Origin of the sequence: Paraburkholderia sp. HP33-1 (assembly GCF_021390595.1) — a bacterium.
Classification (GTDB): Bacteria; Pseudomonadota; Gammaproteobacteria; order Burkholderiales; family Burkholderiaceae; genus Paraburkholderia.
Window position 1 is genome coordinate 565126 of record NZ_JAJEJR010000002.1, and the last position, 26251, is coordinate 591376.

23 protein-coding genes and 1 pseudogene are annotated in these 26251 nt (G+C 63.4%); 10 read left to right on the top strand and 14 right to left on the bottom strand.

Going from position 1 to position 26251, the window contains the following annotated elements; genetic code table 11:
• Positions 1-269 precede the first annotated feature (269 nt).
• Entirely contained in the window at positions 270-1523 is a 1254-nt protein-coding gene (locus L0U81_RS18605; protein ID WP_233805002.1) for a YhjD/YihY/BrkB family envelope integrity protein, read from the bottom strand.
• A 153-nt stretch (positions 1524-1676) separates the two neighbouring features.
• Between L0U81_RS18605 and L0U81_RS18610 the strand changes: the two genes are divergently transcribed.
• Together L0U81_RS18610 and L0U81_RS18615 are read left to right on the top strand one after the other, a co-directional pair.
• Positions 1677-2216, top strand: coding sequence for a YbaK/EbsC family protein (locus L0U81_RS18610; protein ID WP_233805003.1), 540 nt, complete (start codon positions 1677-1679; stop codon positions 2214-2216).
• Between the two features lie 125 nt (positions 2217-2341).
• Positions 2342-3901: a methyl-accepting chemotaxis protein gene (locus tag L0U81_RS18615; protein WP_233805004.1), complete on the top strand. Its 1560-nt coding sequence runs from the start codon at positions 2342-2344 to the stop codon at positions 3899-3901.
• Positions 3902-4061: 160 nt separating this feature from the next.
• Here L0U81_RS18615 and L0U81_RS18620 read toward each other — a convergent pair whose 3' ends face one another.
• The 4 genes and pseudogenes from L0U81_RS18620 to L0U81_RS33845 form a co-directional block, all read right to left on the bottom strand.
• Positions 4062-4652: a BPSL1445 family SYLF domain-containing lipoprotein gene (locus L0U81_RS18620; protein ID WP_233805005.1), complete on the bottom strand. Its 591-nt coding sequence runs from the start codon at positions 4650-4652 to the stop codon at positions 4062-4064.
• A gap of 206 nt (positions 4653-4858) precedes the next feature.
• Positions 4859-6247, bottom strand: a complete 1389-nt coding sequence (locus L0U81_RS18625) for an FAD-binding oxidoreductase (RefSeq protein ID WP_233805006.1) — start codon at positions 6245-6247, stop codon at positions 4859-4861.
• A 1133-nt stretch (positions 6248-7380) separates the two neighbouring features.
• Positions 7381-8862 carry a hypothetical protein gene (locus tag L0U81_RS33555; protein ID WP_267957119.1) on the bottom strand — a complete coding sequence of 494 codons (1482 nt, stop codon included), beginning with the start codon at positions 8860-8862 and terminating at the stop codon, positions 7381-7383.
• Between the two features lie 489 nt (positions 8863-9351).
• Positions 9352-10047: pseudogene (locus L0U81_RS33845) on the bottom strand (hypothetical protein); the annotation flags it as partial.
• Positions 10048-10224: 177 nt separating this feature from the next.
• Between L0U81_RS33845 and L0U81_RS18645 the strand changes: the two are divergent.
• The 3 genes from L0U81_RS18645 to L0U81_RS18655 all read left to right on the top strand — a co-directional run bounded on the left by L0U81_RS18645 (position 10225) and on the right by L0U81_RS18655 (position 12494).
• The gene (locus tag L0U81_RS18645; protein WP_233807830.1) at positions 10225-10575 is read left to right on the top strand and encodes an FKBP-type peptidyl-prolyl cis-trans isomerase; all 351 of its coding nucleotides are present in this window, start codon (positions 10225-10227) and stop codon (positions 10573-10575) included.
• Between the two features lie 104 nt (positions 10576-10679).
• Positions 10680-11141: a DUF488 domain-containing protein gene (locus L0U81_RS18650; RefSeq protein WP_233807832.1), complete on the top strand. Its 462-nt coding sequence runs from the start codon at positions 10680-10682 to the stop codon at positions 11139-11141.
• A 279-nt stretch (positions 11142-11420) separates the two neighbouring features.
• On the top strand, positions 11421-12494 hold the full coding sequence (locus L0U81_RS18655; protein ID WP_233805007.1) for a DUF6765 family protein: 1074 nt from the start codon (positions 11421-11423) through the stop codon (positions 12492-12494).
• 97 nt (positions 12495-12591) lie between these two features.
• On the opposite strand, the gene L0U81_RS18660 is transcribed toward L0U81_RS18655, so the two are convergent.
• Entirely contained in the window at positions 12592-12843 is a 252-nt protein-coding gene (locus L0U81_RS18660; protein WP_233805008.1) for a hypothetical protein, read from the bottom strand.
• Between the two features lie 411 nt (positions 12844-13254).
• Here L0U81_RS18660 and L0U81_RS18665 point away from each other — a divergent pair, with 411 nt between their 5' ends.
• The 3 genes from L0U81_RS18665 (at position 13255) to L0U81_RS18675 (ending at position 15180) form a co-directional block, all read left to right on the top strand.
• Positions 13255-13593: a hypothetical protein gene (locus L0U81_RS18665; RefSeq protein ID WP_233805009.1), complete on the top strand. Its 339-nt coding sequence runs from the start codon at positions 13255-13257 to the stop codon at positions 13591-13593.
• A 209-nt stretch (positions 13594-13802) separates the two neighbouring features.
• A complete protein-coding gene (locus L0U81_RS18670) occupies positions 13803-14651 on the top strand; it encodes an H-NS family nucleoid-associated regulatory protein (RefSeq protein ID WP_233805010.1) in 849 nt (282 codons plus the stop codon).
• 22 nt (positions 14652-14673) lie between these two features.
• Positions 14674-15180, top strand: a complete 507-nt coding sequence (locus L0U81_RS18675; RefSeq protein WP_233805011.1) for a hypothetical protein — start codon at positions 14674-14676, stop codon at positions 15178-15180.
• Positions 15181-15229: 49 nt separating this feature from the next.
• Here the strand turns inward: L0U81_RS18675 and L0U81_RS18680 are convergent, their stop codons facing one another.
• The 7 genes from L0U81_RS18680 to L0U81_RS18710 form a co-directional block, all read right to left on the bottom strand.
• The gene (locus L0U81_RS18680) at positions 15230-16183 is read right to left on the bottom strand and encodes a hypothetical protein (RefSeq protein ID WP_442793430.1); all 954 of its coding nucleotides are present in this window, start codon (positions 16181-16183) and stop codon (positions 15230-15232) included.
• The gene (locus L0U81_RS18685; RefSeq protein ID WP_233805013.1) at positions 16177-16971 is read right to left on the bottom strand and encodes a MetQ/NlpA family lipoprotein; all 795 of its coding nucleotides are present in this window, start codon (positions 16969-16971) and stop codon (positions 16177-16179) included. The genes L0U81_RS18680 and L0U81_RS18685 overlap by 7 nt, the downstream gene beginning before the upstream one ends.
• On the bottom strand, positions 16968-18059 hold the full coding sequence (locus L0U81_RS18690) for a formylglycine-generating enzyme family protein (protein WP_233805014.1): 1092 nt from the start codon (positions 18057-18059) through the stop codon (positions 16968-16970). Before L0U81_RS18690 ends, L0U81_RS18685 begins: the two co-directional genes overlap by 4 nt.
• 7 nt (positions 18060-18066) lie before the next feature.
• The gene (locus L0U81_RS18695; protein WP_442793453.1) at positions 18067-19947 is read right to left on the bottom strand and encodes an arylsulfatase; all 1881 of its coding nucleotides are present in this window, start codon (positions 19945-19947) and stop codon (positions 18067-18069) included.
• 217 nt (positions 19948-20164) lie between these two features.
• On the bottom strand, positions 20165-20707 hold the full coding sequence (locus L0U81_RS18700; RefSeq protein WP_233805016.1) for a hypothetical protein: 543 nt from the start codon (positions 20705-20707) through the stop codon (positions 20165-20167).
• Positions 20708-20757: 50 nt separating this feature from the next.
• Positions 20758-21411, bottom strand: a complete 654-nt coding sequence (locus L0U81_RS18705; protein WP_233805017.1) for a response regulator — start codon at positions 21409-21411, stop codon at positions 20758-20760.
• Positions 21408-22823, bottom strand: coding sequence for a cache domain-containing protein (locus L0U81_RS18710; RefSeq protein ID WP_233805018.1), 1416 nt, complete (start codon positions 22821-22823; stop codon positions 21408-21410). The genes L0U81_RS18705 and L0U81_RS18710 overlap by 4 nt, the downstream gene beginning before the upstream one ends.
• Positions 22824-23060: 237 nt before the next feature.
• On the opposite strand from L0U81_RS18710, the gene L0U81_RS18715 reads away from it, so the two are divergent.
• Together L0U81_RS18715 and mctP are read left to right on the top strand one after the other, a co-directional pair.
• Positions 23061-23258, top strand: coding sequence for a DUF3311 domain-containing protein (locus tag L0U81_RS18715; RefSeq protein ID WP_233805019.1), 198 nt, complete (start codon positions 23061-23063; stop codon positions 23256-23258).
• Positions 23255-24736: a monocarboxylate uptake permease MctP gene (gene mctP, locus L0U81_RS18720; RefSeq protein WP_233805020.1), complete on the top strand. Its 1482-nt coding sequence runs from the start codon at positions 23255-23257 to the stop codon at positions 24734-24736. The genes L0U81_RS18715 and mctP overlap by 4 nt, the downstream gene beginning before the upstream one ends.
• 105 nt (positions 24737-24841) lie before the next feature.
• Here the strand turns inward: mctP and L0U81_RS18725 are convergent, their stop codons facing one another.
• Complete coding sequence (locus L0U81_RS18725) at positions 24842-26074, bottom strand: NAD(P)/FAD-dependent oxidoreductase (RefSeq protein WP_233805021.1); 1233 nt, start codon at positions 26072-26074, stop codon at positions 24842-24844.
• Positions 26075-26251 lie beyond the last annotated feature (177 nt).

Below are 26251 nucleotides of genomic sequence, written 5' to 3' on the forward strand. Positions count from 1 at the left end.
GGCCTGATGCGCATTATTGTTGATTTGTTGATAGTGACTGGGTCAGTGAACCCACAATCGGCATCGATTTGAATGCGCAATGTAATCTAGTCGTCTACACGTCCGCTCGACTTTGCAGCGAAAGCATGAGACGACGGCCGACGAAATGACTAGGCAGGCTGGACGAAATCGGAGTGTTGTGCGCAGGCGTAACCAGTCGGCTGAAAGTTGCAACCGCGGCGCATCTATAACAACACCGACGCGAGGAGGGGCAGCGCGCAGCGCCCGTTTCAGCGTTCGTCGGTGACACGACGCGCCACGGCGGCGGCGGTGAGCCCAGCGGCGGCCGCGAGCAGCACTGAGGTCCACGGGTTGCGTCGCACGTAGCGGTCGGCGGCCGTCGCGTGGCGGCGCGCTTCGAGCAGCGCCGATGCCGCGAGACGGGTGGCTTGCGCTTCGGCGTCGAGCACCTTGCGTGCGACGTCCGCCGCGGATTCACGCGCGCTCGCACCTGTTCCTGCCGCCGGCGCCGCGCTCGACTGGCCAGCGACGCTCACAGCCGTGGGAGCCAACGGCGCGATATCCGCTGTGAAAGTCGATGCCGCCAGCACCGACGCGAGCTTAGCGCGGCTGCCCGGCGGCGGGTCGCCCTGGATGCCCCAGCCGCCACGCGGATCGTGCAAGCGACCGCGCGCTGCCGAGAACTCCGCGCCGAGCAGCAGCACCGCCGCCGAGAAGTACAGCCACATCATCAGCACCGCCAGCGAGCCGGCCGCGCCGAACGAACTGGCCATTCCCGCATGCGCGAGATAGAGCGCGAACAGCTTCTTGCCGGCCGTAAACAGCACGGCCGCGACGACGCCGCCCACCAGCGCATCGCGCCACAGCACCGGCGCATCGGGCAGGAACTTGAGCAGCGCGGCGAATGCGAACAGGAGCACGAGCAGCCCGACGCCAAGTTGCAGCAGATTGCCGATCATCATGTACCGCGAACTGCCCCACAGCCAGTCGCCTACAAAGACGATCACCGTATCGAGTACGAGCGACACGATCAGCAGGAACGCGACACCGAGCACGAGCCCGAACGAAATCAGCCGAACGCGCACCAGCGCGAGCACGCTTGACGTGCGCGGCCCGCTGTACGGCCACACGATATTGAGCGCGCTGTTCAGCGAAGAGAACGTCGCCGACGCGCCGATTGCCACCAGCGAAAACGAAATGATCGTCGCGATGCCGCCTTTGGCGCCCGCATGATGCGCGTTCTCGACGATCGTCTGGACGCCGGCCGCGGCCTGGTCGCCGATCAGGCCGTTGATGTGGCCGAACAGCTCGCCGCGCGCGGCCGCCGGGCCGAAGAACCAGCCGGCCACCGCGAGCACCATCACGAGCGTCGGCGCAAGCGAGAACGCTGCATAAAACGCGATGCTCGCCGCCATCGCCGGGCAGCGATTCTCCGCAAACTGGCGCAGTGCGCCGATCGCCCAGTTGGCATGCTGACGCGCGGCCTGCTGGAGGCTCTCGCGAGAAAGAGTGTCGATGTCCATGATCGTCTCTGAATCGAGCCAGCGCCTTCACGTTGTTTGCTTCGTTGCCTGGCGCCTGGCTTGTGCTCGTCACTATACAAGCTAAGAGGCGCGTCGCGACCGGCCGCCCGTGCCGCTAGAATGCAGCGGGTTACTCTCACATTTCCACTCATCATGCATTCGCACGAACTCGTACAGCAACTGGACGTCATCGACCGCGACCAGTGGGGCGCACATCTGCCCGCGCACGTCATCGAACAATTGCCGGCGCAGGGGATCACGGTGTTCGCCGTCACCGACGACGCCTCCGACACCGCCGCATTCAGCGCGCGCTATGGCTTCGGTCTCGAAGACTGCGCGAACACGATCGTGGTCCGCTACAAGAAAGAGGGCGGCGAGCACTATGCGGCGCTGGTGTCGCTCGGCTCGCGGCGGCTCGACATCAACGGCGCCGTCAAGGCGGCGCTCGGCGCGCAGCGGCTGTCGTTCGCGAAGCGCGAGGCGGCGGTCGAGCATAGCCAGATGGAGTTCGGCGGCATTACCGCGTTCGGTCTGCCGGCCGATTGGCGCGTCCTCGTCGACGCCGCGGTGATGGAGCGCGCGCAGATCGTAATGGGCGCCGGCGTGCGCGCGGCGAAGCTGCTGCTCGTGCCCGACGTGCTGCGGCAGTGGCCGCGGTGCGAGGTGGCGGCGCTGACGCTGCCGGCGGAGTGAACCCCGCAACCCTGAAGCCACACTGAAGTTTTCCTCCGTCGCGCCGTTAATCCCCACTACGACATGAAACGTTTGCGGCGTCCGTTCGCGCGGACAGCCGCCGACCACGACAAGGGATACGGAAGATGGAACGGTTTCGCCTGAAAGTGCGGCTGTGGCTCGCGCTCGCGGTGATGTGCATGGGCATTCTGGCGATCGGCCTGTGGGGCGCGTTCGAGACGCGCGACACGATGATCGCCGATCGCGAGGGCGAGCTGAAAAACGTGGTCAGCATCGCGTACAGCGTGCTCGATCGCTACAACGCGCTCGTCGCGGCCGGCACGATGCCGCTCGCGGACGCGCAGCGCGCCGCGATGGACGACCTGCGCGCGATGCGCTACGACGGTGCCGGCGGCTATGTCGTGCTCGAAGACAGCCACGCGCACGTGCTGATGCACCCCACGCGTGCCGACCTCGTTGGCAAGGACATGACCAACGTCACGGATCCGGACGGCCGTCATGTGTTCAAGGAAGGTTCAGAGCAGACGCAGCGCGAAGGCGAGGCCTTCGTCCATTTGCAGTTCCTGAAGCCCGGCACCGGCAAGCTCGCGCCGAAAAGCAACTACATGCGGCTCTACAAGCCGTGGGACTGGACGATCGTCACCGGCGTCTTCACTGACGACATCGACGCCGCGTTCTACCGCACCCTCGTGCAATACGTGATTGCGGCGCTGGTTCTGTGCGCGCTCGTGTCGCTGGTGATCGGCGTGATCCTGCGCAGCATCCTGCGCCAGCTTGGCGGCGAACCGGCGTACGCGGTGCAGATCGCGTCGCGTATCGCGGACGGCGATCTCGGTGTGGTCGTCGACGCGAAGGCCGGCGACAGCACGAGCCTGCTCGCGGCGATGCAACGCATGCAGCAGCGCCTCGCGCAGGCGATAGAGCAGATTCGCGGCGGCGCGACGCTGATTTCCTCCGTATCGAACGAGATCGCCGCGGGCAACTCGGACCTGTCGCGCCGCACCGAGCAGCAGGCGGCCGCGCTCGGCGAGACCGCGTCGAGCATGGAGCAGATCACCGCGACCGTGCGCCAGAACGCCGATAACGCGAAGCAGGCGAGCCAGCTTGCGCACAACGCTTCGGACACTGCCGCGCGCGGTGGCGAAGTGGTCGGCCAGGTGATCGAGACCATGCGTGGGATTTCGCAGTCGTCGCACCGGATCGGCGACATCATCGGGGTGATCGAGGGGATCGCGTTTCAGACCAATATTCTCGCGTTGAACGCGGCCGTCGAGGCGGCGCGCGCGGGCGAGGAAGGCCGCGGTTTCGCGGTGGTCGCGGGCGAAGTGCGCACGCTCGCGCAACGCAGCGCCGCGGCCGCGAAGGAGATCAAGGCACTAATCGAGGAATCGGCCGCGCAGATCGCGGGCGGCTCGGAGTATGTGGGGCGCGCGGGCGACACGATGCAGGAAGTCGTGCAGGCGGTGCGTCGCGTGAACGACATCATGGGCGAGATCAGCGCGGCGTCGGCCGAGCAGACTTCGGGCATCGAGCAGGTCAATATCGCGGTGGCGAGCATGGACAAGACGACGCAGCAGAACGCGGCGCTCGTCGAGGAAGCGAGCGCGGCGGCCGAAGTGCTGAAAACGCAGACCGGGCAGTTGTCGGCGGCGATTGCGGTGTTTACGTTGCCGAAGCAGCGCTAACCGCACTTCTCGCGCGGAGCCGATATCCGCGCGGCCTCAACGATTGGCGGTTGCGCTCCGGCAGGTTCTTCATGCGCAACTGCCTGCCCGCCTTGCGATCCGGTGTCGGCAGATGCAGTAGCTGCGTGAAGAGCCCGACGCCCGGAAAGCTCCGCTCAGATCAGATAATCAGCCGCGACACCTTCGTGCCTTCGAGCGACACACCGGCCATCAGGCCGCCGTTGGTCAGCACGAAAGCCTGCACCGGGCTCGTCGCGGTCGACGAATCGACCGCGCCGTTCGCACCGACCTTCAGCACGGCGACGGTCGCATTCGCACCGACTGCCCAACCCTGGCTGCGCAGGAATTCGTCGAGCGCTTCCTGCGTCATGAACAGGAACACCAGCGCCTTCGACTGTGCGCCGATCTGCAATCCAAACGAGCCCGCGGCCGTGCTGTAGTAGCCGGTCGTGCGGCCGCCGACGCGCAGCGCCCCCTCACCATACTGCGCGCCGACCCAGAAGCCGGCCGCGATCACCGACGGAAACACCAGCACGCCGCGCGCTTTCGAAACGAGTTCACGCGAACCGTCCACGTTTTCGTAGAGACGCGCGAGCGTCAGATCGACGCCGGCGTTGATGGTGTCGCGCTTGCCAGCGTTGGCCGATGGCGATGCGTCCGAGGACGGCGAAGTCGTCGTGCAACCGGTGAGGCTCAGGCCTGCGACGGCCAATGCAGCGCTGCCGGTCATGATGAATTGTCGTCTGCGCATGACTGTTTTCCTTTGCGTTTCTCACGCCTGTCGTTCGTTATGGGAGTGTGCGACGAGTCGCCCGCTTGCTTTGTTCTCATTTGTGCGCAGGAGGTTCCGTGCGCGCGGATGTCTTGGCGGTGCAGGCGTACCGCAACGCCCGCTTGGCGGGCGTCCGTTGCGGGAGCGTACCGCAGAGCGGCGTCGCGTTGCGTCACGCCTGGTCGCTACACCGTTGGGCGAATGTTCTGATTATGGCGGAACAAATTGCGCGGGTCGTAGCTGTTCTTCACATCGACGAGACGATCATAGTTCGGCCCATAGGCGTCCGCGATGCGGCCGCCTTCTTCCTGCGTCATGAAATTGACGTACACGCTGCCGAGCGCAAAGGGCCGCGACGCGTCGAAAAACTCGCGCGCCCACGCGATGCAGCGCTCGTCGTCGCGCGCATCGTCCCAGCGGCCGTGCACGTTCATCGCGTATTGTGTCTCGCGGCTCGGGTAGGCGGTCGCGTCGACGGCGACGCGTTGCGTTTGCGCGCCGATCAGTCCAAAGAAGATTTCGCATTGCGCGGACGGCAGCGTGTCGATCGCGTGGATCAGCGCGTCGATCAGACCATCGTCGATCGTGGCGAGATTGTGCGACTTCCAGTAGTTGCGCGCGCCCGGTGTGAGCAGCGGATCGAAGGCCTGTTGCCAGTTTTCATACGGCATCGGACCAAGATGCTCGCCGAGCGGCTTGCCGAAGCCCCGCACGGCTTCCACCGCCGCTGGGCCGTTTTCGACCGGCCCGTTGTAGCACATCGCGAGCACGAGTACGGGCTTGCCGTGCACGTCGGGCGACAGGAACGGCAGCGGCGGGGCGAGCCGCGCGACGGCCCATACGGCCAGCTCGTCGGGCATCGCGGGCGCGGCATTGCGGTATTGGATCAGGGCTTTCTTCGCGTCGGCGAGCGGCAACACGACGAGGCCGCCATACACGGTCGGGCCGACCGCATGGAGCGCGAACTCGAATAGCGTAACGACGCCGAAATTGCCGCCGCCGCCGCGAATCGCCCAGAACAGATCGTCGTTTTCGGTGTCGCTCACGTGACGCAATGCGCCGTCCGCGGTGACGATGTCGGCCGCGACGAGGTTGTCGATCGTCATGCCGTAGCGGCGGCTCAGCCAGCCGAAGCCGCCGCCGAGCGTCAGACCCGCGACGCCGGTCGTCGAGTTGATGCCGAGCGGGGTCGCGAGTCCGAATGCCTGCGCTTCGTGATCGACATCGTGCAGCGTCGCCCCAGGCTCGACATACGCGCGCTGCGCTTGCGGGTCGATACGCACAGATTTCATTGCGGACAGATCGAGCACGAGGCCGTCGTCGCACAGCGCGCTGCCGCCGATGTTGTGGCCGCCTCCTCGAATCGCCAGGGGCAGGCCGTTGTCGCGCGCGAACGCGACGCCGCGGCGTACGTCGGCGACGCCCGCGCAGCGCAGGATCATCGCGGGATAACGGTCGATCATCGCGTTCCAGACGCTGCGCGCCTCGTCGAAGCCTGGCGAGTCGGACAGCAGAAGCTGGCCGCGTAGGCCGGATTTGAATTCGTCTACCGCGCTGCTGGAAATAGAAACCATGATGTACCTCATCGGAGAGGGGAAGGCGCTCGCAGAGCACTGCTCAGCAGACCAAACAAAGTGCGGGCGGGGAATGAAAGCGGATTGAGAGGTTCGGCTGCGTGCAGTAAACGGGGTGGCGCGTCGAAGGCAAACAAAGGTTTACCCGCGCCTGGGGGCAATTCCGTGCTGTGGCTCGCAGGACAGGCTTTTGCGAACCCAGCAACGACGCCGCGAAGCTGTACCGCTGAAGATGGTGGAAATGCTCCGGACAAAGCGAGCGCGCTGATGTGTTGGTTATCTGACGCACTGGTGGTTGTGCCGCGACACTTTGCGTGTGGCGTTGGGCTGTGATTGCCGGCGCCTGAGGCACGCGTTTCACGAAGTGCGAGGTAACGCACATCGCGACAGCGATTTCGCGACGTATGCGCGCAGCGTAACGACCCGCGATGTTTCGCGCGCGCGTTTCTGTGATTTTCATTGCGCTGTCTATGGCATTGCGCTCATTCGGCTTTTCGCATTTTTATTTTTATGTGCGGATAAACACATGAATAAAAACACCGGTGTGTAAATGGCTTGAATTTGTCGGATAAAACCATGATCTGATTTTCATGTGCCGATCGGATTGCATTGATGGCAATAAGTTTTCACTGCTTGCCTGAAGAATATGTATTGACGGAATTTTCGGGTGATTAATCGATCAACGCCGCCTGGCAGGCCGAATCGGCAATATCGCATTACGTGACCTAACGCACGGTCGCGCGATTGCGCTGCGAATAACTTCAACGTCCATAAAGCCTCGCTGTGCGGGTTTCACGATGTTGTGCGCGCATGGCCAGCCGATTCTCTCGAAGCACGCCAAATCCGACCGGGGATTTTTCGTGAGAGAAGTGTTCAATGCGATCTCATTTTAATTCGCATAAAGCGAAGGGCGGAGGCTTTGAATTTTCGTTTTCTTGGTGAGCGGAGATTCACTCGTTAATTGGGCCGGTCGTTCTGGAAGAAATAATTAGGAGATTGTAATGAAAAGGCAAAACGGGGACGCGTGGACATTGGGAACGCGACGGGCGGCCTTGGCAGTGGCAGTCAGTCTTTATGCGGCGATGGCGGGTGCGCAGACGAATTCGGGGAGTTCCGCAGCGCCGGCAACGAATTCAGGAATGATGGTGGCCGCCGAGTTGGGCGCGCACGGCGTATGTCCGTCGGGCGCCGGTCCGGGCTGCACATCGCAAAGAGGCGGACAGACCGGGTCGGGCGGCTTCGGCGTCGCGGCGGCGGGACATAGCTCGACGTCGTCCACGGGCTCGACGTCGTCCACCAGCTCGTCGGCGGGCAGCGGGACGTCGTCGACGGGCGCGAGCGCGAGCAGCGGTGGCGGAAATAGCTCGGCGGGTTCCGGCTCGGGCGGGCTGGGCTCGGGCAGTACCGGCGGCAACAGCGGCAGTGGCGGTTCTAGCAACAAAGGTAGCGGTGGCAGCAACGGTAACGGCGGTGCTGGTAGTGGTGGTGGCGGTGATGGGTCGGGAACTGGCGGCACCGGCGCTACCAGTGGCGATGGCGGCGGTGATAACGGCGGGGATGGTGGCCATGGACATGGCCACGGTGATGGCGGTCATGGTGACGGCGGTCATGGCGATGGCGGTCATGGCGACGGCGGTCATGGCGATGGCGGTCATGGCGACAGCGGCCATGGCGATGGCAGTCATGGCGACAGCGGCCATGGCGACGGTGGTCATGGTGACGGTGGTCATGGTGACGGCGGCCACGGCGATGGCGGTCATGGTGACGGCGGTCATGGCGATGGCGGTCATGGCGATGGCGGTCATGGTGACGGCGGTCATGGCGATGGCGGTCATGGCGACGGCGGTCATGGTGACAGCGGCCACGGCGACAGCGGCCACGGTGACAGCGGCCACGGTGACGGCGGCCACGGCGACGGCGGTCATGGTGACAGCGGTCATGGTGACAGCGGCCACGGCGATGGCGGTCATGGCGACGGCGGTCATGGTGACAGCGGCCACGGCGACAGCGGCCACGGTGACAGCGGCCACGGTGACGGCGGCCACGGCGACGGCGGCCACGGCGACGGCGGTCATGGTGACAGCGGTCACGGCGACGGCGGTCATGGTGACAGCGGTCATGGCGATGGCGGTCATGGCGATGGTGGTCATGGTGACAGCGGTCACGGCGACGGCGGTCATGGTGACAGCGGCCACGGCGATGGCGGTCATGGCGACGGTGGTCATGGTGACGGCGGCCACGGCGATGGTGGCCATGGTGATGGCAGTCATGGCGACAGCGGTCATGGCGACGGCGGTCATGGTGACGGCGGTCATGGCGATGGCGGTCATGGTGATGGCGGTCATGGCGATGGCGGTCATGGTGCCGGCGGCCACGGCGACAGCGGCCATGGCGACAGCGGTCATGGCGACAGCGGTCATGGCGATGCCGGCCACGGTGACAGCGGCCACGGCGATGGCGGCCATGGTGTCAGCGGCCACGGCGACGGCGGTCACGGTAGCAGTGGCGGCCCGAGCAACAGTGGTGGCGAAGGCAAGGGCGGCTCCGGAAACGGCAGCCATGGCGGCGACGGCGGTGGCGGTCACGGCAATGGCGGTTCCGGAACGAGCGGTCACGGTAGCACCAGCAGCTCCGGCAACGGAGGCCAGGGTGGCCAGGGCGGCCACGGCGGCGGCTACGGCGGCGGTGGCTCCAGCAATGGCGGCCACGGCGGCGGCAACCACTAACCGGTCGCAGGAGTGCCGCGAAGCTTGCGGGACTCCCGCCAAACGTGGAGGCCGGCGCCGCCCGACCTCCACACTGACCACGATCGAGCGTCGAATGAAACTGACAGCGAACAAGCCGGCGAAGAAACCAGCCGGGGAACCAGCAAGCGAACCATCCAACAAAGATCCAACCAGGCAACAAGGTGGACGGCCCCCACCGTCGACTCAACTCCGCAACTCGATCACCCTCTGCTGCACCGCCAGAAAAACCTGCTCCCCCGCAGCGCGGCCCGTCTCACGCGCGGCCCCGTGAAACTTCCAAACGCCGGCAGCACCCCACGATCGATCCCAAAGCGAAAGCACGGCTCGGGCACAGACTCGACATCCGACGAACGCGGCAACGCGACTCGCGTTCATTCGTTCGAGCACAATACGAATGCGCAGCACGTCGATTTCCCGCAGCAGTACTTCGGTATCGGCCTGGCCGAACAGCAGACTGCCGCGATCGTGCTGACGAAAGATCTCATAGACTAGCCCGGTCGATGCCTGCAATTGCCGCGCTCTTTTTTCTGTCCCGGATGCACCTGAAACACGAGTCCCCAAGCGCGCGCAATCTCGCGAAAACGGTGTAGCGAGAATACAGACGAAATGAGGCTCGCGAGAATGTCGTGATCGAGTTCTTCAGGGGGAAAGCAGGCCACTCTGTAGTCGCGCGTCCCAATCGAATTCCTGCGCGCACGGAAATTCAGAACCGTAGTCGTATATCGAAATGGAAAGCGTGCCGGGCCCGTCGGGCACGAGCATCGTCAGCGTCGCGCCGTCGCCTTCGACAAAACCCGGCGCCCAGTCGAACTATTCCTGAGTCATATCGTGATATGCATAGGTGTGCAGAATTTAACGGTGCAGCTCACGTGCGTCGAAACCACCGCCGATCGCAACGGTGACGAGGTGCTGCACCAGCAGGTCGAACGCCTTTTGCGACGTGGCGCGGCTTTCGATCTGCCGCTTGTCGACGACATCACACCCGGCCGCCGCTTCGATCAACTCGAGCGCATGCGTCGGCACGATCGCTGGACGTTTGCGTGGACCACGGGCTCGCGTGACGGTTAAGTGACGTGCCGGAACGGCGCGCAACGACCGGCGGCATCGGGCAATACCCGGGAGCCTCGGCCGACATCTGATCCGTTACAATCAACCGGATTACCCCACTGGAGACTCGCCTTGAAATCACTCGTTGCTTTGCTGGCCGCAGCCGTTCTGTCCTCGACCGCGATGGCTGCCGCCCCGACCACGGAGAAGTTGCCGTCCGGCGTCATCGTCGAACATCTGACGCAAGGCACGGGCCCGCAACCGTCGGCGGACGACGTCGTGAAGGTCAACTATCGCGGCACGCTGCCCAACGGCACCGAATTCGACAGTTCGGCCAAGCATGGCGGCCCGGCCACGTTCCCGCTCAATCGCGTGATTCCGTGCTGGACCCAAGGCGTGCAGAAGATGAAAGTTGGCGGCAAGGCGCGGCTCACGTGCCCGGCGGCAACCGCATACGGCGATCGCGGCGTCGGCCCGATTCCGCCGAATACCGATCTGACCTTCGAAGTCGAACTGGTCGGCATCGTCAAGTAAAAGCCCGCGAGCGGCGCTAAAGATGCACTGAGACCCGAGCCTCGCTGCGCCCATCGCAGCGAGGCTTTCTTATGGGCGCGCAATCGTCCAACAGGGGATTCACCATGAAACGTGACAAAAGTGCCGTCCAGGTGGCAAGCATCGGTTTTACCGGCAAGAGCGCGCAGAAGTTCTTCGGTTTGTTGAAGGACGCCCATGTGCGCACGGTGCTCGACATTCGCCTCAATAACACGTCGCAACTCGCGGGCTTTGCGAAAAAGCAGGACCTGCCTTACTTTCTAGAGCAGTTGTGCGATGCGGCGTACGTGGAAATACCGGAACTGGCTCCTGAGCCGGAGCTGCTCAAGCGCTACCAGGGCAAGCAATTGAGCTGGGAGAACTTTCGCGAGGAATATTTCGACCTCATTGCGCGCCGCCGCGTGGAAAGCAATCTGGATATCGCGCTATTCGAGTCTGGGTGTCTGCTTTGCAGTGAACATTTACCACATCATTGTCACAGGATGTTCGCGCTCGAATATCTGAACCAGCACTGGAATAGTCGTCTGTCCATTACGCACCTGACCTGAGCGGCGCCGCTCAGGTCGGCTGACGCTCTTTTCCTCCTGATTGCCGGGCGGTTTTCCGTGCCGGCAGGTTGCATCGCGGCCGGCCAGGCCATCACTTCCTTCAGTACCCCAAACGTTTGGCTGGCGCGAAACGTGGAAAAACACGTCTGGAATGCGTGTTTTTTCAAGGCGCGTGCTGCTCGCTCGTCTACTATCTACTCACCCGCAGCTCCCTGTATTCGTCTCGCCCTGCCGGCGGCAACAGACCGGTCGTGATTACGCGCGCGAGGAGCGCCTGCCATGAATATCGACTTCCATTACGGCGTGATCTACATTGCCGCGCGCGTCGGCGGCATGACGGCCGGTGACGCGGAAACTGTCGCGCATGCGTGCCAATACGTCGATGACGCCACGACGAGCGGAATACTGCGGTTCAAAGGCGGCGAGACATTCGAGCGTTTCGCGACCGCGCACAAGTTATTCGATTACGCCAATACCGAGAACGACCAGAATCGGCTCGTGTGGGCGCCGTTCCATTTTCTGCCGGCAGGCATTGGTGAAAGCCTCGAGGAAAAGGCGATCTGTCGCCCCGATAGTGAAGTCGCGCGCGAGGTCGTGCGTCGCGCGATCCGGCAGCGCGATTCGGAGACTGCGTTGCATCGGCTCGGCGTAACGCTTCATACCTATGTCGATACATGGGCGCACCAGGGATTCGCGGGCATCGAAAGCCCGTGGAATCGCGTGCATCTTCTCGAAGCGCAGGATTGCACGCGCAAAGGTTGGCTCGCGAGCCTGGAAGTGGCCGTCGCGCATCTACTCCAGCATGTCGAGGAGGATGTTCTGACGATCGCATTGCCGGTCGGTCACGGCGCTGCATTGCACTACCCCGACCAGCCATGGGCGCGCTGGCATTACATCGACGGCTGCAATCACTTCATCTCGCGACATAATTTGCCGGATTTCGTGCAGGCGGCGGACATGAGTTGCCGTGCCGTGCGAGCTTATCTGGCCGGACGCGAGGATTTCGAAACCCAGCCAGGCATGCCGGACGACGTCAAGGACGCACTGACCGAACTGCTTGATACGAACCGCGATCTCGACGATAACCTGCGTCTGCGAACCGTTTGCGATTGGGTGAAAGCCGGTCGCATTCCGGGGTTGAAAGAATCCGTTCCCGGCTATATCGCCAAAGGACCGGGTTCATGGAAGCACCAGGCCACCGGTTTGTTGTGCGATGACGACACCGGGGACAGACCGGAGTGGACCATCGCCTTCGAGAACAGCGACTATCGCCTTTTTCACGACGCGGTCAAACAGCACCGTTTCGTGACCACTCAGGAGATCTTGCCCGCTCGCGGAGTGCGCATTGCGTGAACGATCCGGAGCAGGGCGCGTTGCCGCGAGCGGGGATTCAAACATCTTTGCTTCGCCGCTTGCGCGAACGCTTGCGGCGGCGCCCGTATGACTCCAGTTACTGCATTCCGGCCTGCTGATGTGGCGCCGCCTGAGCCGCCGCCTGCTGCTCCTGGGCATGCTTTTTAGCCATATGCCGTCCGACGATACAGCCGCCGACTGCGCCGACCACCGCATGATGACCCGCATAGTGCCCGGCGACGCCACCTACAACCGCTCCTTTCAGGCAACCGGCCGCGTTCGCGGTGCCGGCCATTGCCAAAGAGACTGCCATTGCCCCGAGGGCGGTCCGAATAAAGTCAGCTTTCATGGTTAGTACCATCGTGTTTGAGTGGATCGAAAATAGGGTGGCCCGGCGTCTTTTTCAATAGCCGCTACGAGCACGCTGGCTCGCAAAGGGGCTCTATTGGCTCAACATCTGCTGCCGGGCACGGTCACGAAGTGTAAATGGACGAAGCCGGTACAGGCGCAACAGGTACTGCAAGATCGGTAACGGCCCGTTACGGGAGCGGCGGCTGTGTCTTTGCCTGTTTGTCACTGGCGTTTCGCGCACGCGGCAATCCGTGCACTATAGCTGGCCCGCGAAAAGCGACCGTTTTCAAATAAAAAGTGGACTACTCTCCTTTGAATATTGAAATGCTTGCCTATAGTAGAAGCGACTAATGCCAGCAAGCACGGCGGCGCCCTTTTTGTCGCCGATGCGGATGACGGGGAAACGCAAATGACGCCATCGGATGCAGCGATCTATCAGACCAGAACTAGCACGCCGGAGTCGTTGCGGACGCTGGCGAGCTTTCTCGAGTTGGCGCTCGACGAGGGAACAAGCGTGGTCGTGATGCGGATCGGCACGCAACTGCGCAGCGTTTATGTCGGAAATCCATCCGGTGCATTGGAGGATTTAACGGATTCCGGTGTCGTCGATGCTTTTCAGGCAGATGAAATGCTGGTGCTCACCCGCCTTGGCTTGAACCGGATAACGGCGGATGGTCAACACTACCGCTTTATCCGGAGTGTGAGGTACATTGCCGATCGCCAGGTTGTCGTTTTTACGCCTATCTGAGTGGTGGAACCGAAATTGAAAAGTAGAATCCCGGGGGGAAGGAAAAGGAAGAAGGCTTCGATGAGAGGGTAGAAGACCTGAAAGTTTTGTTATTTCAACGCGGCTTCAGCGCTCGTTTCGATGAATTGAAGATCAGGATAGGTAAATAGACTGCCCTTCTTCCGTCATTCATGGCATAGTTCGACGATTACCACATAAGGAGCAATCAAATGCCTTCGTTAGAGCAGATCCAAGCAAAGCTTAAGAAGCTCCAGGCCCAGGCTGACGTTCTCATTGCCAGAAAAGCACAAGCCGCAGTCGATCAGATTCGCGAGTTGATGCTCAAGCACGGTCTCACGACTGCCGATATCGAAGCTCAGGCAAAGGCACGACGTGCTGCGAAAGGTCAGAATGGCAGCGTAAGCAAGGGTCGGGGAAGACCCGCCGGCGTGAGCAAAGCCGCCAAATCGGCATCGCAGGCGAAGTACCGTGACCATAAAACCGGCGCGACATGGACGGGTCACGGCCGCGCGCCTGGCTGGATTGCCGGCGTGAAGGACCGCACGGCGTTCCTGATCGACGCTGCGAGCGAAAGCAAATCCGCGGCTGCGCCTGCTGCGAAGCGTGGCAAAGGTCAGCCGAAAGGCGCACAGCCGCCGAAGTACCTGGATCCGAAAACCGGCGCGACCTGGAGCGGCCGCGGTCCGGCACCGGCGTGGCTTGCAGCGGTCAAGGACCGCAGCAAATTCCTGATTGAAGGCGCGACGACTGCCGCTCCGAAGGCGGCAAAAGCGGCGGCAAAAAGCGGCCAGGCGAAAGCGACCGCGAGTGCAGTAGGCAAGAAGACCGCAGCGAAAAAAGCAACGGCGAAACAGGCAGCGGGCAAGACGGCCGTGAAAAAGGCCGCAGCCACCAAGGCGACCCCGGCAAGCCGGAAAGCCGCGGTCAAGAAAACCGCCGGCCGCAAGAGCGCTGTGAAGACCGCAAGAAAAGCACCGGCGCGCAAGGCTGCTGCAACGAGCACGGCCGCGCCCGTCGCGGCAGCTTCGCAAACGCCAGAGGCGCAAGCAAGCGCGTAATGGCCGCGGAATCGTGAAGTAGATGGCTAGCACGTTCGGCGCATCCCAGCAGGAAGACCAGGTCGTCCTGCTGGACTGCGCTCCTCGCCCGGCAGCCGATACTGCCGAACCGTTCATCGTCGCGAGCAATGGCCGCGTGATCGTGACTTATCCGATCGCGGAGTCGGACTTCGAACGGTTCGGGCCATTCGATCCCGACGACGATCCCTTTTGCGCGGTGTTGTTTGCCGACGCCGTCTTTCATCGACTCGGGCCGCCGGGCGATGCCGATCTGCCCATTCATCCGCTCGCGGCGCAAGGCCTGAGTGGCTTTGCGGTGCATGAAGTCGTCAATTCGTCATTGTGCGCGGAGATTGCCTCGGTGCCGGCAGGCTCGATGGCCATGGGTCCCACGGCTCCTGCGCGGCGGCATTTCGTCATCACGTTTCAGGCGTCAACGTTCGAATGCGTGGCGTCCGACTATACGATCATCGGCGTTTTCGGCGCGGGCGAAATAGCCAGTCGCGAGGCATTTGCACTGGTCAGATAAAGCATTAGAACCGGGAAGCAAGGTGCGGTCCTGATACGGGCACACGCCGTCACTGAACGGTGCCGCTCAGATACGCTTCGATGTCGGTGCGCGCGGCCGGATTGCCGTGGTCGCGTTCAACGGCGGCCGCAAGGACGAGCCGCACTTTTGCGTGTTGATAGGCATTGGCAAAGCCCCGCAGCTGTTGCGTAACCGGACGGTCGTCCAGCCGGCGTCGCGTGAGCGCCTGCGCGATGCTGCGTTCGATCAACGCCAACTGGCTGTCGATATAGTCGATACACAGCTCGCGGCAGCGCGCGGATGCCGCTGCGACGCTCAGCAGCGCGGGTACGAGCGAGATGGTCAGAAAACCGCCCGCGGGAATGCGTGCGAGCGCGGCGGGCGAATCGAATAGCTCGGCGCGCAATGCGTCGAATACGGCCTGGGTCCAGATTGCACGCTCTTCTTCGAGCGCACGCCGCCGTCGCGCCAGCGCATGTTGCGCATGCGGATCGGCAATGCGGCCTTCGTCGACCAAAAGCGCCGCATCGTCACGCCTGCCTTCCTGGATGCAGGCACTACCTAGATAGACGGCACTGTCGCCGCGTTCCGCCAGTACCAGATGTTGCAGGTTGTCCGGCACGAGCGGGTCGAGGGGCACCACTTCGCACGTCAGCGGCTTGCCTTGCAGATGAATCGCGCAGCGTCCGTCGTCCGCGAGAGCAGGGCAGCGCGCGAGCGATGGATAGTCGAAGCCTTGCGCGACGATGCTGAAGGTGTCGCCCGAGCGATACAGCAGCGTATCGGCGAGCGCATCGAACGCCGCGCAGTCGGCTTCGTCGAGCAACGCTTCATACCGGCCGACGCGCAGCCGTTCACCGGGCCGCCTGCGCGTGACTCGTCCGATTGCAATGCAGCCGATAAACCGGTCAGGATGACGGAACAGTTCCGCCAGCGTCATCGACGGCGGGCTGTTGCAGCATCGACCGCACGCGGAGCAGGAAAACGAAAACGTGTTCACCACGGCCGACGCACCGAGTCCTGATAACGCGTGAGAATGAAATGCGCGACGTCGTTCGAATGATAGGCGGCGACCAGCTGCCCGACCCATGCGTCCTGGCGATCGCTGTCGCGCACGGTCAGTACGTTCGCGTACGGTGAGCGCGCGTCTTCGAGACTGAGGCCATCGCGGGCGGGGTGAAGGCCTGAACGCGCCGCCGTGTCGCTGTCGATCACCGCAAACGCGACGCTGTTCAGCGTGTCGTACAGACGCGCGCGCGGCACCCGACGAATCTTCAACTTGAGACGGTTGCTGGTGATGTCGGCGAGCGTCGCATGCAGGCCCGCGCTGTCGCGGAACGTCAGCAGCGTTTCGTTTTGCAGAAGGATTAGCGCGCGTGCGATGCCGGCGGGGTCGTCGGGAATCGCAATCGTCGCGCCGCGTTGCAGTTGCACGAGGTTCGTCAGCTTGCGCGAGTACAGCGCGATCGGAAATGTGACGGTCGTGGCCACGCTCGTCAGTGCATAGCCATGCCGTTTGCGCTGCGCGTCGAGTGTCGGTTCGTCTTCGAAGCTCGCGACGTCGATCTGCTTCGCGACCAGCGCGGCATCGATCCGCGACGGCTGATCGAATACGACGACGTCGAGCGCGAGACCCTCGGTCGCGGCGACGCGGCGCACTTCGTTCATGATCTCGGCTTGCGCGCCCGAACTCACGCCGACCCTGATCGTCTGCGATGCGGCGTGTGAGCGTTCAGGCAACAGCGCAGGCAACACCGCGAGCGCAAGCGCGGCAACGATAAGTCGCTTCATGATGCATCCCTCGACACCGTGCGAAAGCCGATATGCGAAGCCGGCAAGTCGGCTTCCTGCTGTTCGCGCGACGCCGCGCGATACCTGACGCAATAGTCACGCGAGCACAGGAACGAGCCGCCCTTGATGACCATCGGCGTATCGTGCCGGCGGCTGAGCGGCGCGACGGCCGCGGTATCGCCGTTCGTATGCGACTGATGCGGACCGGTGTACAGGTCCTTGGTCCATTCCCATGCATTGCCGATCATGTCGTAGAGCCTGAAGTCGTTCGCCGCATAGCAGCCGACGGGCGCGAGGCCGACGTGACCATCCTCGCCGGTGTTGAGCACCGGAAACACGCCTTGCCAGTAGTTCGCGCTCGGCTTGCCGTGCGCGTCGCGCGGCGCGGTGTCGAGATCCGCACTGTCATGGCCGGCTTTGCCCGCGTATTCCCATTCAGCTTCGGTCGGCAGATCGCGGCCGAGCCAGTGCGCGTACGCAAGCGCATCGGCCTGTGTGACCATCGTCACCGGTTGATTCATCAGGCCGTCGAGATTGCTGCCGGGGCCGGTCGGATGATTCCACGCGGCGCCTTTGACCCAGCTCCACCACGCCAGATCGCGCGCATTCATTTCTTCGCGAGTCGGTGTGTGAAAGACCACCGCGCCGCCCTGGCGCTCCGCGTCGCTAACGTAACCCGTCGCGCGCACGAACGCGGCGAACTGCGCATTCGTGACGTCGGTCTGGTCGATCCAGAAACCGGCGACATGTGTCTTGCCGTCGCCGGCTGGGCGTTCGTCTTCGTAGCCGAGCTTGCTGCCGAACACGAAGTCGCCGCCATGCAGATGCACCATGCCGGCTCGTGTGTCGTCGCGCCAGCGCGCGGGCAAGCCCGAGTAACGCTCGCATTGTTGTTCGGAGCCGAGCGCGGCGAGGGGACGCGAGCGGTTGAGGTTGTCGAATGCGCTGGACGGGCCATCGCCAAATACGGCCACGCTCGCCGCATTGATGGAAGGCGCGGCAAACGCGACGGCGAACGCGGCCGCCGCGATCGCGGCGTATGCGCCATACAGCGCCACGCCGCCCTTGAGCTTGGATGAAAACGCCATCTCGTGCTCAGTAGTAGCCGTGCGGACGCAATGGCTCGACGCCGCCCACGCTCGTCATATAGTCGTTCCACTGCTGCACGAGACCGTCGATGATCGACTGGTTCTGCGTGGACACGTCCTGCGTTTCGCCACGATCGGCGCTCATGTCGTACAGCTCCCAGTGACCGTCGACGGGGCCGAGCGGCGGTTCCGTCCACAATGCCTTCCAGCGTCCGTCGGCGCTGCGCAGATAGCCGCGACCGTACGCTTCGTCGCCGAACGACGCGCTATGCACCGGCGCCGTACTCTGATCTTCGAGCAACGGCAGCAGCGATTGCCCGGTGATCGGATACACGTAGCGGTTGTTGTAGACCACCTTGCCCTTGTTCTGATCGACGCCGGTCAGCGTATTGATCAGCGCGGGGGCCGAGGTGGTCGGCGGGGCAATCTGCGCGACCGCGAGGAATGTCGCCGTGTTGTCCGTCACGTGGGTGAATTCGCGCAGCGTCGGCTTCTGCGAAGTCTGTCCCGGCAGGTGCACGATCAATGGCGTCGACACGCCGCCTTCGCCCGAATAACCCTTGGTCAGGCGGAACGGTGTCGCGCTGACTTCGGCCCAACGCAAGCCGTATTGCAGGCGTTGCGCGTTTTGCAGACCGTTGTCGGTGCCGAGTTGCGAGTAGGTCGGATCCGTCGCGTTCGCGGTGTCGGTGGCGGTCGGGTCCGCGCCGGAATCGATCGGCCAGCCTTCGGCGCCGTTGTCCGACTGGACCATGATGAACGTGTTGTCGTATTCGCCGATGTCCTTCAGATGCTGGATCAAGAGACCAATGTTGTGATCGAGGTTCTCGACCATGCCCGCATAGATTTCCATGTAGCGCGCCTGCGCTTTCTTCTCGGCCGGCGACAAGCTGTCCCACTTCTTGTTCACATAGCCGGGACCGTAGTCGGTGTAACCCTGGGCGGCGCTGTGCACGGCGCTCACGTATTTCGCGTTCGCGGTACCGTTGTTCGCGGTGGCCGGACTCGCGGCCAGCGTCTCCGAGGCGCCGCCGTACGGCACGAAGTCCTGTGGAATGATGCCGAGTGCTTTCTGCCGCGCGATACGCGCATCGCGGATCGCGTCATAGCCGGCATCGTATTTGCCGACGTAGTTGTGCAGATAAGGTTCGGGCACCTGCAGCGGCCAATGCGGTGACGTATAGGCCGCGTACGCGAAGAACGGCTTGCCGTCGCCCTTGTTCGAATCGATGTACGAGATGAGGCGCTGCGTGTAGAAGTCGGTCGAATAGAACACCGCCGGGCTGCCGCCCGCGCCGCCCGGTTGTCCCGGCTGGCCCGGCTGCACGTACTGGCCGTCTTCGGTGTAGTTCTTCGAGCCGGCCAGCTCGTGCGCGAAGTGATTGGTCGCGGCGCCGCCGAGCAGCGCGTAGCTGTGCTCGAAACCCCATTGGTCCGGCGTCTGCCCGCTGCCCGTCGCGCTGCCGACGATGCCCGAACCGATGTGCCACTTGCCGGCCATGTACGTGTGATAGCCGCCGTCCTTCAGCAACTGCGCAACCGATAGCGCGCGGTCGTTCAGATAGCCTTCATAACCCGGCAGTCCTTTGCGCTCGTCGGTCGGCACGCCCATCGTGCCTTCGCCGACCAGATGGTGATCGGTGCCCGAGATCAGCATCGAACGCGTGATCGCGCAGACGGTGCCCGTGTGGTGATTCGTGAGGATGCGGCCGCTCTGTACGAGCGCATCGAGATTGGGCGTGTTGATTTCGCCCCCGAACGCGTGGATGTCGGAGTAGCCGAGATCGTCGGCCATGATGTAGAGAATGTTCGGCCGCTTCTGTGCGACGACCGCCGTGGACGCGGCGGTCGCGCTCGGCAGGTTGTCTTCGCCGCACGAGGCAAGCATGACGAAGCTCGCGACGGCGGCGCCGATCAGGCCAACGCGAAATGAAGGGCGAAAGTCGGGACGGCGAAATCGAAATGTTGTCATTGTTATTGCGGACCGTATGGTTGGGCCGCTGATGTTAGCAATGACGTTGTCAAGGCCAAACGAACGATTTCTGCGTTGCTATCGACGTTTGTCGATATAGGTTGCATTGGCGAAAACGCCTTCACGCACCCCGTCAATTGCCTGGGTTCAGCACGGGCTTATCGGGTGCCGCCTGCGTGCGGTATGGCAGTTGCGCGGCATGCGGATCGCTGATCGTGTTGTCGATCACGCGCTCGACGTCCGCCGTTTTCGCGAGTTCGGTGAGGAAGGTCTTTTTGTCGAAGCCGGGCGCGATGCAGCCCTCGACGTAAATGAAGCGGCGTTGCAGCGTGAGCCACAGCGTGGACTGCTCGCGCCAGTGCGTCGTGACGTTCAGATTCGCAAGACGCCGTTGCACACTGTCGGCAATTTCCGCGTCGTACAGATACGCGTTCGGCAAACGGCAACGTCCTTCGATCCAGCAGCTATTGCCGCGCTCGATCCGGTAATGGCTATCGTCGAGCCATTCCTTTTCGGTTTCGAATGGACCAAGCGGCGTTGGGCAATTGGCGATTGCTTTGGAGATTTGCATGAACGGATCGTGGCCGCGATTGACGCGCGCTGGTTCGCCATAAGCGTGACCCGTGGCCGCGCAAAGCAGCAGACTGGCGAGGCTCAGTTCGAACACGCGTTTCATGCTGTCGTCGCTCCAGGCGTGGACCGCCTATTATCGCGCGGCCCCAACCCTCAGCGCTTGTTGCGCCGATTCTCGACCGCGAACTTGATCAACTCGGCCTGGCCTTCAATATCGAGCTTGCGCTTCAGATTCAGCCGATGCGTCTCCACGGTCCGCACCGACAGATCGGTGCGCTGCGCGATCTGCTTGCTCGACAGTCCTTCGGCGAGTGCATCGAGAATATCGCGCTCGCGCGGCGTCAACCGTTCGACCGGCGATTGCGTCGCCGACGCCTGGATCAGCCGCGCGCTGATCTCCGCGCTGAAGAACGTCTTGCCGTCGAGCACCGCGCCGATCGCCTGAATGATTTCGAGCGCCGGCGAATCCTTCAGCACGTAGCCGCTCGCGCCGGCGCGCACCGCCTGCTTGACGTATTCGAGGTTGTCGTGCATTGAGAGCATCAGCACGCGAATCGCCGGAAAGCGCTCGTGAAAAAGGCCGGCCAGCGCAATGCCGTTCATGCCGCTTTTCATGCCGACATCCATCAGCGCGAGATGCGGCGACTGTCGTTCGGCCAGTGCGAGCGCTTCCTGCGCGTCGCCCGCTTCGCCGACCACTTCGAAATGGCGCACGGCTTCGAGGCGTGCGCGCAGACCGTCGCGCACGAGCGGATGATCGTCGACGAGCAGCAGACGCGCGATGGAAGAAGAGGACGTGTCGTTCATGAAGTGATTTCCTGCAAGGGGGGCACCGCTGCGTGCGTCGTTGGCAGCGGCACGCACGCAGTTACGACGGTGTGACCAGGCTCCGAGCTCAACGACAGCGTGCCGCCGAGTGCTTCCAGCCGTTCGCGCATGTTGCGCAGCCCGACACCTTCGCGTCCGCCGACGAATGCGTCGGTCGCGTCGAAGCCGCGGCCGTTGTCGGAGATCGTCAGCGTGACCGCATCGCGCGAGATTTCGAGCGCCAGCGCCGCGCTCGACGCCTGCGCATGCCGCACGATGTTCGTCAGCGCTTCCTGGGCGATGCGAAACAGCACGGTGTTGACCCCATCGGGCAACGTGGCCGCATGGGTGTGCGCGATCTGCGTGAAGCCGATCGCGATGCCGGACTCGTCGCCGAATTCGCGCGTCAGCTGTTCGAGGGCCGCTGCGACGCCGAGATCGTCGAGCATCGACGGTCGCAGCGCGTGAGAGATGCGCCGGACTTCGCGCAGCGTCTCGCCGAGCCGCGCGAGTCCGGTGGACAATGCGGCTTCGGCGGCGGGCTCGCGCGCGTCGCCGCGTTCGAGCCGCGCGAGTGCCGATTCGAGCAGCAGCTTCACGGACACCATCATCTGGCTGATGCCGTCGTGCAATTCGCGCGACAGGCGCGCGCGTTCGTTTTCCTGCGATTCGACGACCTGCTGCGCGAGCCGCTTCAGCTTCGCGTCGGCGCTGCGATATTCGGTCACGTTCAGCACGAGCGCGCACAGCGCGATCACCGCGAGGCCGGCCACCGCGATCGCGTCGATCCACTTCATTGTCCGATCGATATTGGCCGCGGCCTCGGCGTCGATATGCGCGAGCGTCGTGTCCACGTCGTCGAGATAGATGCCGGTGCCAAGCATCCAGCCCCAGCGCTCGAGCGGCACCACGTAGCCGAGTTTCGACTCGACCTTGCCGGTCGACGGCCGATGCCACAGATAGCGCACGTAGCCGCCGCCGCGCGCGGCTGCGGCGAGCAGTTGCTGGATCGTCGGCGTGCCCTGGCTATCGCGCAACGACCACAGATCGCGGCCCACCAGATCCGGCTCGCGCGGATGCATCAGCGAGCGGCCGTGCATGTCGTAGACGAAGAAGTACCCGTCCTTGCCGAAATTCATTTTTTCGAGCATCTCGAGCGCGCGCGTGCGCAGCAGCGCGTCGTCGCGCGCGTTGTCGCGGCCGGCTTCGTAGAGCGGCGCGATCGCGGTGGTTGCGAGTTCGACGTAGTGCTTGAGCTCGATCTCCTTGCTCGCCATGTACGCGGCCTGGGTAGTCGCGTGCTGCCGCTCGGCGAGCGCCGTGGCTTCGTGGCGCACGCCCGTCTCGATGCTGACGATCGACACCAGAAAGGGCACGATCGCGAGCAACACTATCTTTGCTTTGAGTTTCATCGTCGAAAACCGGCTTACAGGCTACGTATTATTACGTAGTCGGCTTACGTAGTTGCGCGCTTGTAAGGAAGCGCGTGAAGGCGAATACTACATCCCCGTCGTATACCGCACTGCGCGAGGCCTGGCGGGCGAGTGTGCGGCGTTCCCCGTTTTTCCATCTGCCCTCAGGCAACTGGGCATCCGCGCGTCGGGCCACGAGCCTTCGCGCGTGCTGTCGATAATACTCAGGAGACGTTCGTGGAGACCTCCCCCCCGGCCGGCCGTTCATGGCTCTGGCTCATTCTGCTCATCCCTTATATCGCGCTGCTGTGGCTACCGTTCTATAACGACATGCATCCGCCGCTCGCGGGCTTTCCGTTCTTCTACTGGTATCAGTTTCTGTGGGTGCCGTTGACCTCGCTGCTGATTTACATCGTGTATCGAGGTCTCAAATGAGCGATCTGAATCCTGTGAACCCGGTTGCGATGACGGTTTTCATCGCATTTTTCGTGCTCGTCACGGTGATCGGCTTTTTCGCCGCGCGCTGGAAACGCGGCGATTTGACGCAATTGCACGAGTGGGGCCTGGGCGGCCGGCAGTTCGGTACGGTCATTTCGTGGTTCCTCGTCGGCGGCGATTTCTACACCGCCTATACGGTGATCGCGGTGCCTGCGCTCGTCTATTCGGTGGGCGCGTATGGCTTCTTCGCGCTGCCGTACACGATCATCGTCTATCCGTTCGTGTTCGCGGTGATGCCGAAGCTGTGGAAGGTCGCGCACGCGCGCAACCACATCACGGCGGCAGACTACGTGCACGGCGAATACGGCGGCAAGTGGTTCCCGGCGGCCGTCGCGCTGACGGGTATCGTCGCGACGATGCCGTATATCGCGCTGCAACTGGTCGGTATGCAGGTCGTGATCAAGGGGCTCGGCGTGAGTGGCGAAACGCCGCTGATCGTCGCGTTCGTGATCCTCGCGCTGTACACGTATGCGAGCGGCCTGCGCGCCCCGGCGATGATCGCGTTCGTCAAGGACATCATGATCTATATCGTCGTGATCGCGGCGGTATGGCTGATCCCGGTGAAGCTCGGCGGCTATGGGCACGTGTTCGAACTGGCCGATGCGCACTTCCAGGCGAAGGGCGGCGCGACCGGCATCCTCCTGAAGCCGGCTCAGTACACCGCGTTCGCATCGCTCGCGCTCGGCTCGGCGCTCGCCGCGTTCATGTATCCGCATACGATGACGGCGGTGCTGTCGTCGGCGTCGGCGAAGACGGTGCGCAAGAACGCGATCTTCCTGCCGGCCTATACGGTGCTGCTCGGCCTGATCGCGCTGCTCGGCTATATGGCGATCGCCGCGGGCATCAACGTGAAGTCGGCCAGCGATGTGGTGCCGGCCCTGTTCAACACGCTGTTCCCGTCGTGGTTCGTCGGCTTCGCTGCCGCCGCGATTGCGATCAGCGCGCTGGTGCCGGCCGCGATCATGTCAATCGGCGCGGCGAATCTGTTCACGCGTAATCTGTGGCGTCCGCTGGTGTCGCCGAATATCACGCCTCAAGCGGAAGCGGCCAATGCGAAGGTCGTCTCGCTGGTCGTCAAGTTCGGCGCGCTGCTGTTCATCGTGTTCCTGCCGACGCAGTACGCGATCGATCTGCAACTGCTCGGCGGCGTATGGATTCTGCAGATTTTCCCGGCTGTCGTGTTCTCGCTGTACACGCGTCGTCTGAACACGCAGGGTCTGTTCCTCGGCTGGCTCGTCGGTATCGTGCTCGGCACGGGCCTCGCGATTTCGCAAGGGCTCAAGCCGATCTATGGGCTGCATTTCGGCCACGAGAACTATCCGCTGTATATCGGCCTGATCGCGTTGGCCGCGAATATCGTCGTGAGCTTCGCGGTGTCGGCGGTGTCGGCGCGACGGGTTGCCGTTACGGCTTGATCGACGGTTGTCCGGTTCGATGAAGAACGCCGCGGGCCGTTGGCCCGCGGCGTTTTTTTTATTTTCTTCGGAATCTTCGGTCCAGCGACGTAGCCGACTGTTCCGCTAGAACCGCTCGACCCGAAACGGCCGCGGATCGACCAGCGTCTCCTCGCCCGTCATCATCTCGGCGATCAGCCGCCCCGTGACCGGTCCGAGCGTCAGGCCATGATGCGCATGGCCGAACGCGAACCACAGTCCCTGATGTTTTTTCGCGGGTCCAATGATCGGCATCATGTCCGGCGTGCACGGGCGGCGTCCCATCCACGGTTCGGCGTCCAGCCGCTCGCCGAGCGGAAACAGGGTGCGCGCGATCGGCTCGACCGCATCGAGCTGTACCGGCGTCTTGGCCGCCTCAGGCAGCGCGATTTCGGCGCCCGTGGTGAGACGGATGCCGCGCGCCATCGGCGCAAGCACATAGCCGTGTTCGACGTCGAGAATCGGATGATTGAGCCGTGCGGCCCGGCGCGGCGCGTAGTGCATGTGATAGCCGCGCTTGACCGCGAGCGGCAGCCGATACCCGAGCCGCGTGCTTGCGCGATCCGACCACGGTCCGAGCGCGATCACCGCCGACCCGGCCGTGATCGCCCCTTCCCGCGTATCGACCTGCCAGCCTTCGCGCAGCGTATCGGCATCGCCGAAGAAGAACCGTCCGCCGAGCGCTTCGAAGTACCGCGCGTAGGCGGTGACGAGCGCATTCGGATCGCTGACCGAATCGGATTGCGGATAGCGCAGTCCGCCTTGCAGGCGCTTGTCGAGATCGGGTTCGAGCTGTTGCAGGCGCGGCGCGTCGAGCGTCTCGAACTCGACGCCGTACTCGCGATGCCATCGCTCCGCGAGCCTGGTTTCGGTGTCGCGCGCAGCGGCACGGCGAAACACCTTGATCCAGCCGATTGGCCGCAGCAGGGCGCTCGCGCCGGCCTCCGCGGCAAGCGCGCGATGTTCGCTAACACAATGCTCGATCAGCGTCGCGTACGACCTTGCGATTTCCGCGTGTTTCGCCGGATGCGAATTGCGCCAATAGCGCCACAGAAACGGCGCAACCTCAAGTATCGCGTCGGCGTGATAGCGCACGTCGGGCGACTGGTTGCGCGCGTAGCGCAGCAGGGTGCCTAGCCCGCGCGGAAACGCGTACGGATAGACGCCTTCGCGCTGGATCAGCCCGGCGTTGCCGAACGACGTCTCGTTGCCCGGCTGCTTGCGATCGATCAGCGCGACCGCGCGTCCGCGCTTCTGCAGATGCACTGCGACGCTCACACCGACAATGCCGGCGCCGAGCACCACGGTATCGAATTTCATGCTCCCTGTCCGCCTTGCGTGTGTTCTGTGTCTCGTCGGCGCTCCGCCGTATGCCAGCGGGAGGCGAAGCGCGTGCTTTCATCTTATACAGGGATCGGCCCGCTTCGCCATTGGCAAAAAAACCGCGATCGGGAAAACGCGCGAATGTCCTGCTCGCTCGGACGAAATGCTGTCTTT

Excerpts from the sequence above, each read along its gene's own strand:
- L0U81_RS18605 (WP_233805002.1), bottom strand. The coding sequence starts at position 1,523 with ATGGACATCGACACTCTTTCTCGCGAGAGCCTCCAGCAGGCCGCGCGT.
- L0U81_RS18610 (WP_233805003.1), top strand. The coding sequence starts at position 1,677 with ATGCATTCGCACGAACTCGTACAGCAACTGGACGTCATCGACCGCGAC.
- L0U81_RS18615 (WP_233805004.1), top strand. The coding sequence starts at position 2,342 with ATGGAACGGTTTCGCCTGAAAGTGCGGCTGTGGCTCGCGCTCGCGGTG.
- L0U81_RS18620 (WP_233805005.1), bottom strand. The coding sequence starts at position 4,652 with ATGCGCAGACGACAATTCATCATGACCGGCAGCGCTGCATTGGCCGTC.
- L0U81_RS18625 (WP_233805006.1), bottom strand. The coding sequence starts at position 6,247 with ATGGTTTCTATTTCCAGCAGCGCGGTAGACGAATTCAAATCCGGCCTA.
- L0U81_RS18645 (WP_233807830.1), top strand. The coding sequence starts at position 10,225 with ATGGCTGCCGCCCCGACCACGGAGAAGTTGCCGTCCGGCGTCATCGTC.
- L0U81_RS18650 (WP_233807832.1), top strand. The coding sequence starts at position 10,680 with ATGAAACGTGACAAAAGTGCCGTCCAGGTGGCAAGCATCGGTTTTACC.
- L0U81_RS18655 (WP_233805007.1), top strand. The coding sequence starts at position 11,421 with ATGAATATCGACTTCCATTACGGCGTGATCTACATTGCCGCGCGCGTC.
- L0U81_RS18660 (WP_233805008.1), bottom strand. The coding sequence starts at position 12,843 with ATGAAAGCTGACTTTATTCGGACCGCCCTCGGGGCAATGGCAGTCTCT.
- L0U81_RS18665 (WP_233805009.1), top strand. The coding sequence starts at position 13,255 with ATGACGCCATCGGATGCAGCGATCTATCAGACCAGAACTAGCACGCCG.
- L0U81_RS18670 (WP_233805010.1), top strand. The coding sequence starts at position 13,803 with ATGCCTTCGTTAGAGCAGATCCAAGCAAAGCTTAAGAAGCTCCAGGCC.
- L0U81_RS18675 (WP_233805011.1), top strand. The coding sequence starts at position 14,674 with ATGGCTAGCACGTTCGGCGCATCCCAGCAGGAAGACCAGGTCGTCCTG.
- L0U81_RS18685 (WP_233805013.1), bottom strand. The coding sequence starts at position 16,971 with ATGAAGCGACTTATCGTTGCCGCGCTTGCGCTCGCGGTGTTGCCTGCG.
- L0U81_RS18690 (WP_233805014.1), bottom strand. The coding sequence starts at position 18,059 with ATGGCGTTTTCATCCAAGCTCAAGGGCGGCGTGGCGCTGTATGGCGCA.
- L0U81_RS18695 (WP_442793453.1), bottom strand. The coding sequence starts at position 19,947 with ATGCTTGCCTCGTGCGGCGAAGACAACCTGCCGAGCGCGACCGCCGCG.
- L0U81_RS18700 (WP_233805016.1), bottom strand. The coding sequence starts at position 20,707 with ATGAAACGCGTGTTCGAACTGAGCCTCGCCAGTCTGCTGCTTTGCGCG.
- L0U81_RS18705 (WP_233805017.1), bottom strand. The coding sequence starts at position 21,411 with ATGAACGACACGTCCTCTTCTTCCATCGCGCGTCTGCTGCTCGTCGAC.
- L0U81_RS18710 (WP_233805018.1), bottom strand. The coding sequence starts at position 22,823 with ATGAAACTCAAAGCAAAGATAGTGTTGCTCGCGATCGTGCCCTTTCTG.
- mctP (WP_233805020.1), top strand. The coding sequence starts at position 23,255 with ATGAGCGATCTGAATCCTGTGAACCCGGTTGCGATGACGGTTTTCATC.
- L0U81_RS18725 (WP_233805021.1), bottom strand. The coding sequence starts at position 26,074 with ATGAAATTCGATACCGTGGTGCTCGGCGCCGGCATTGTCGGTGTGAGC.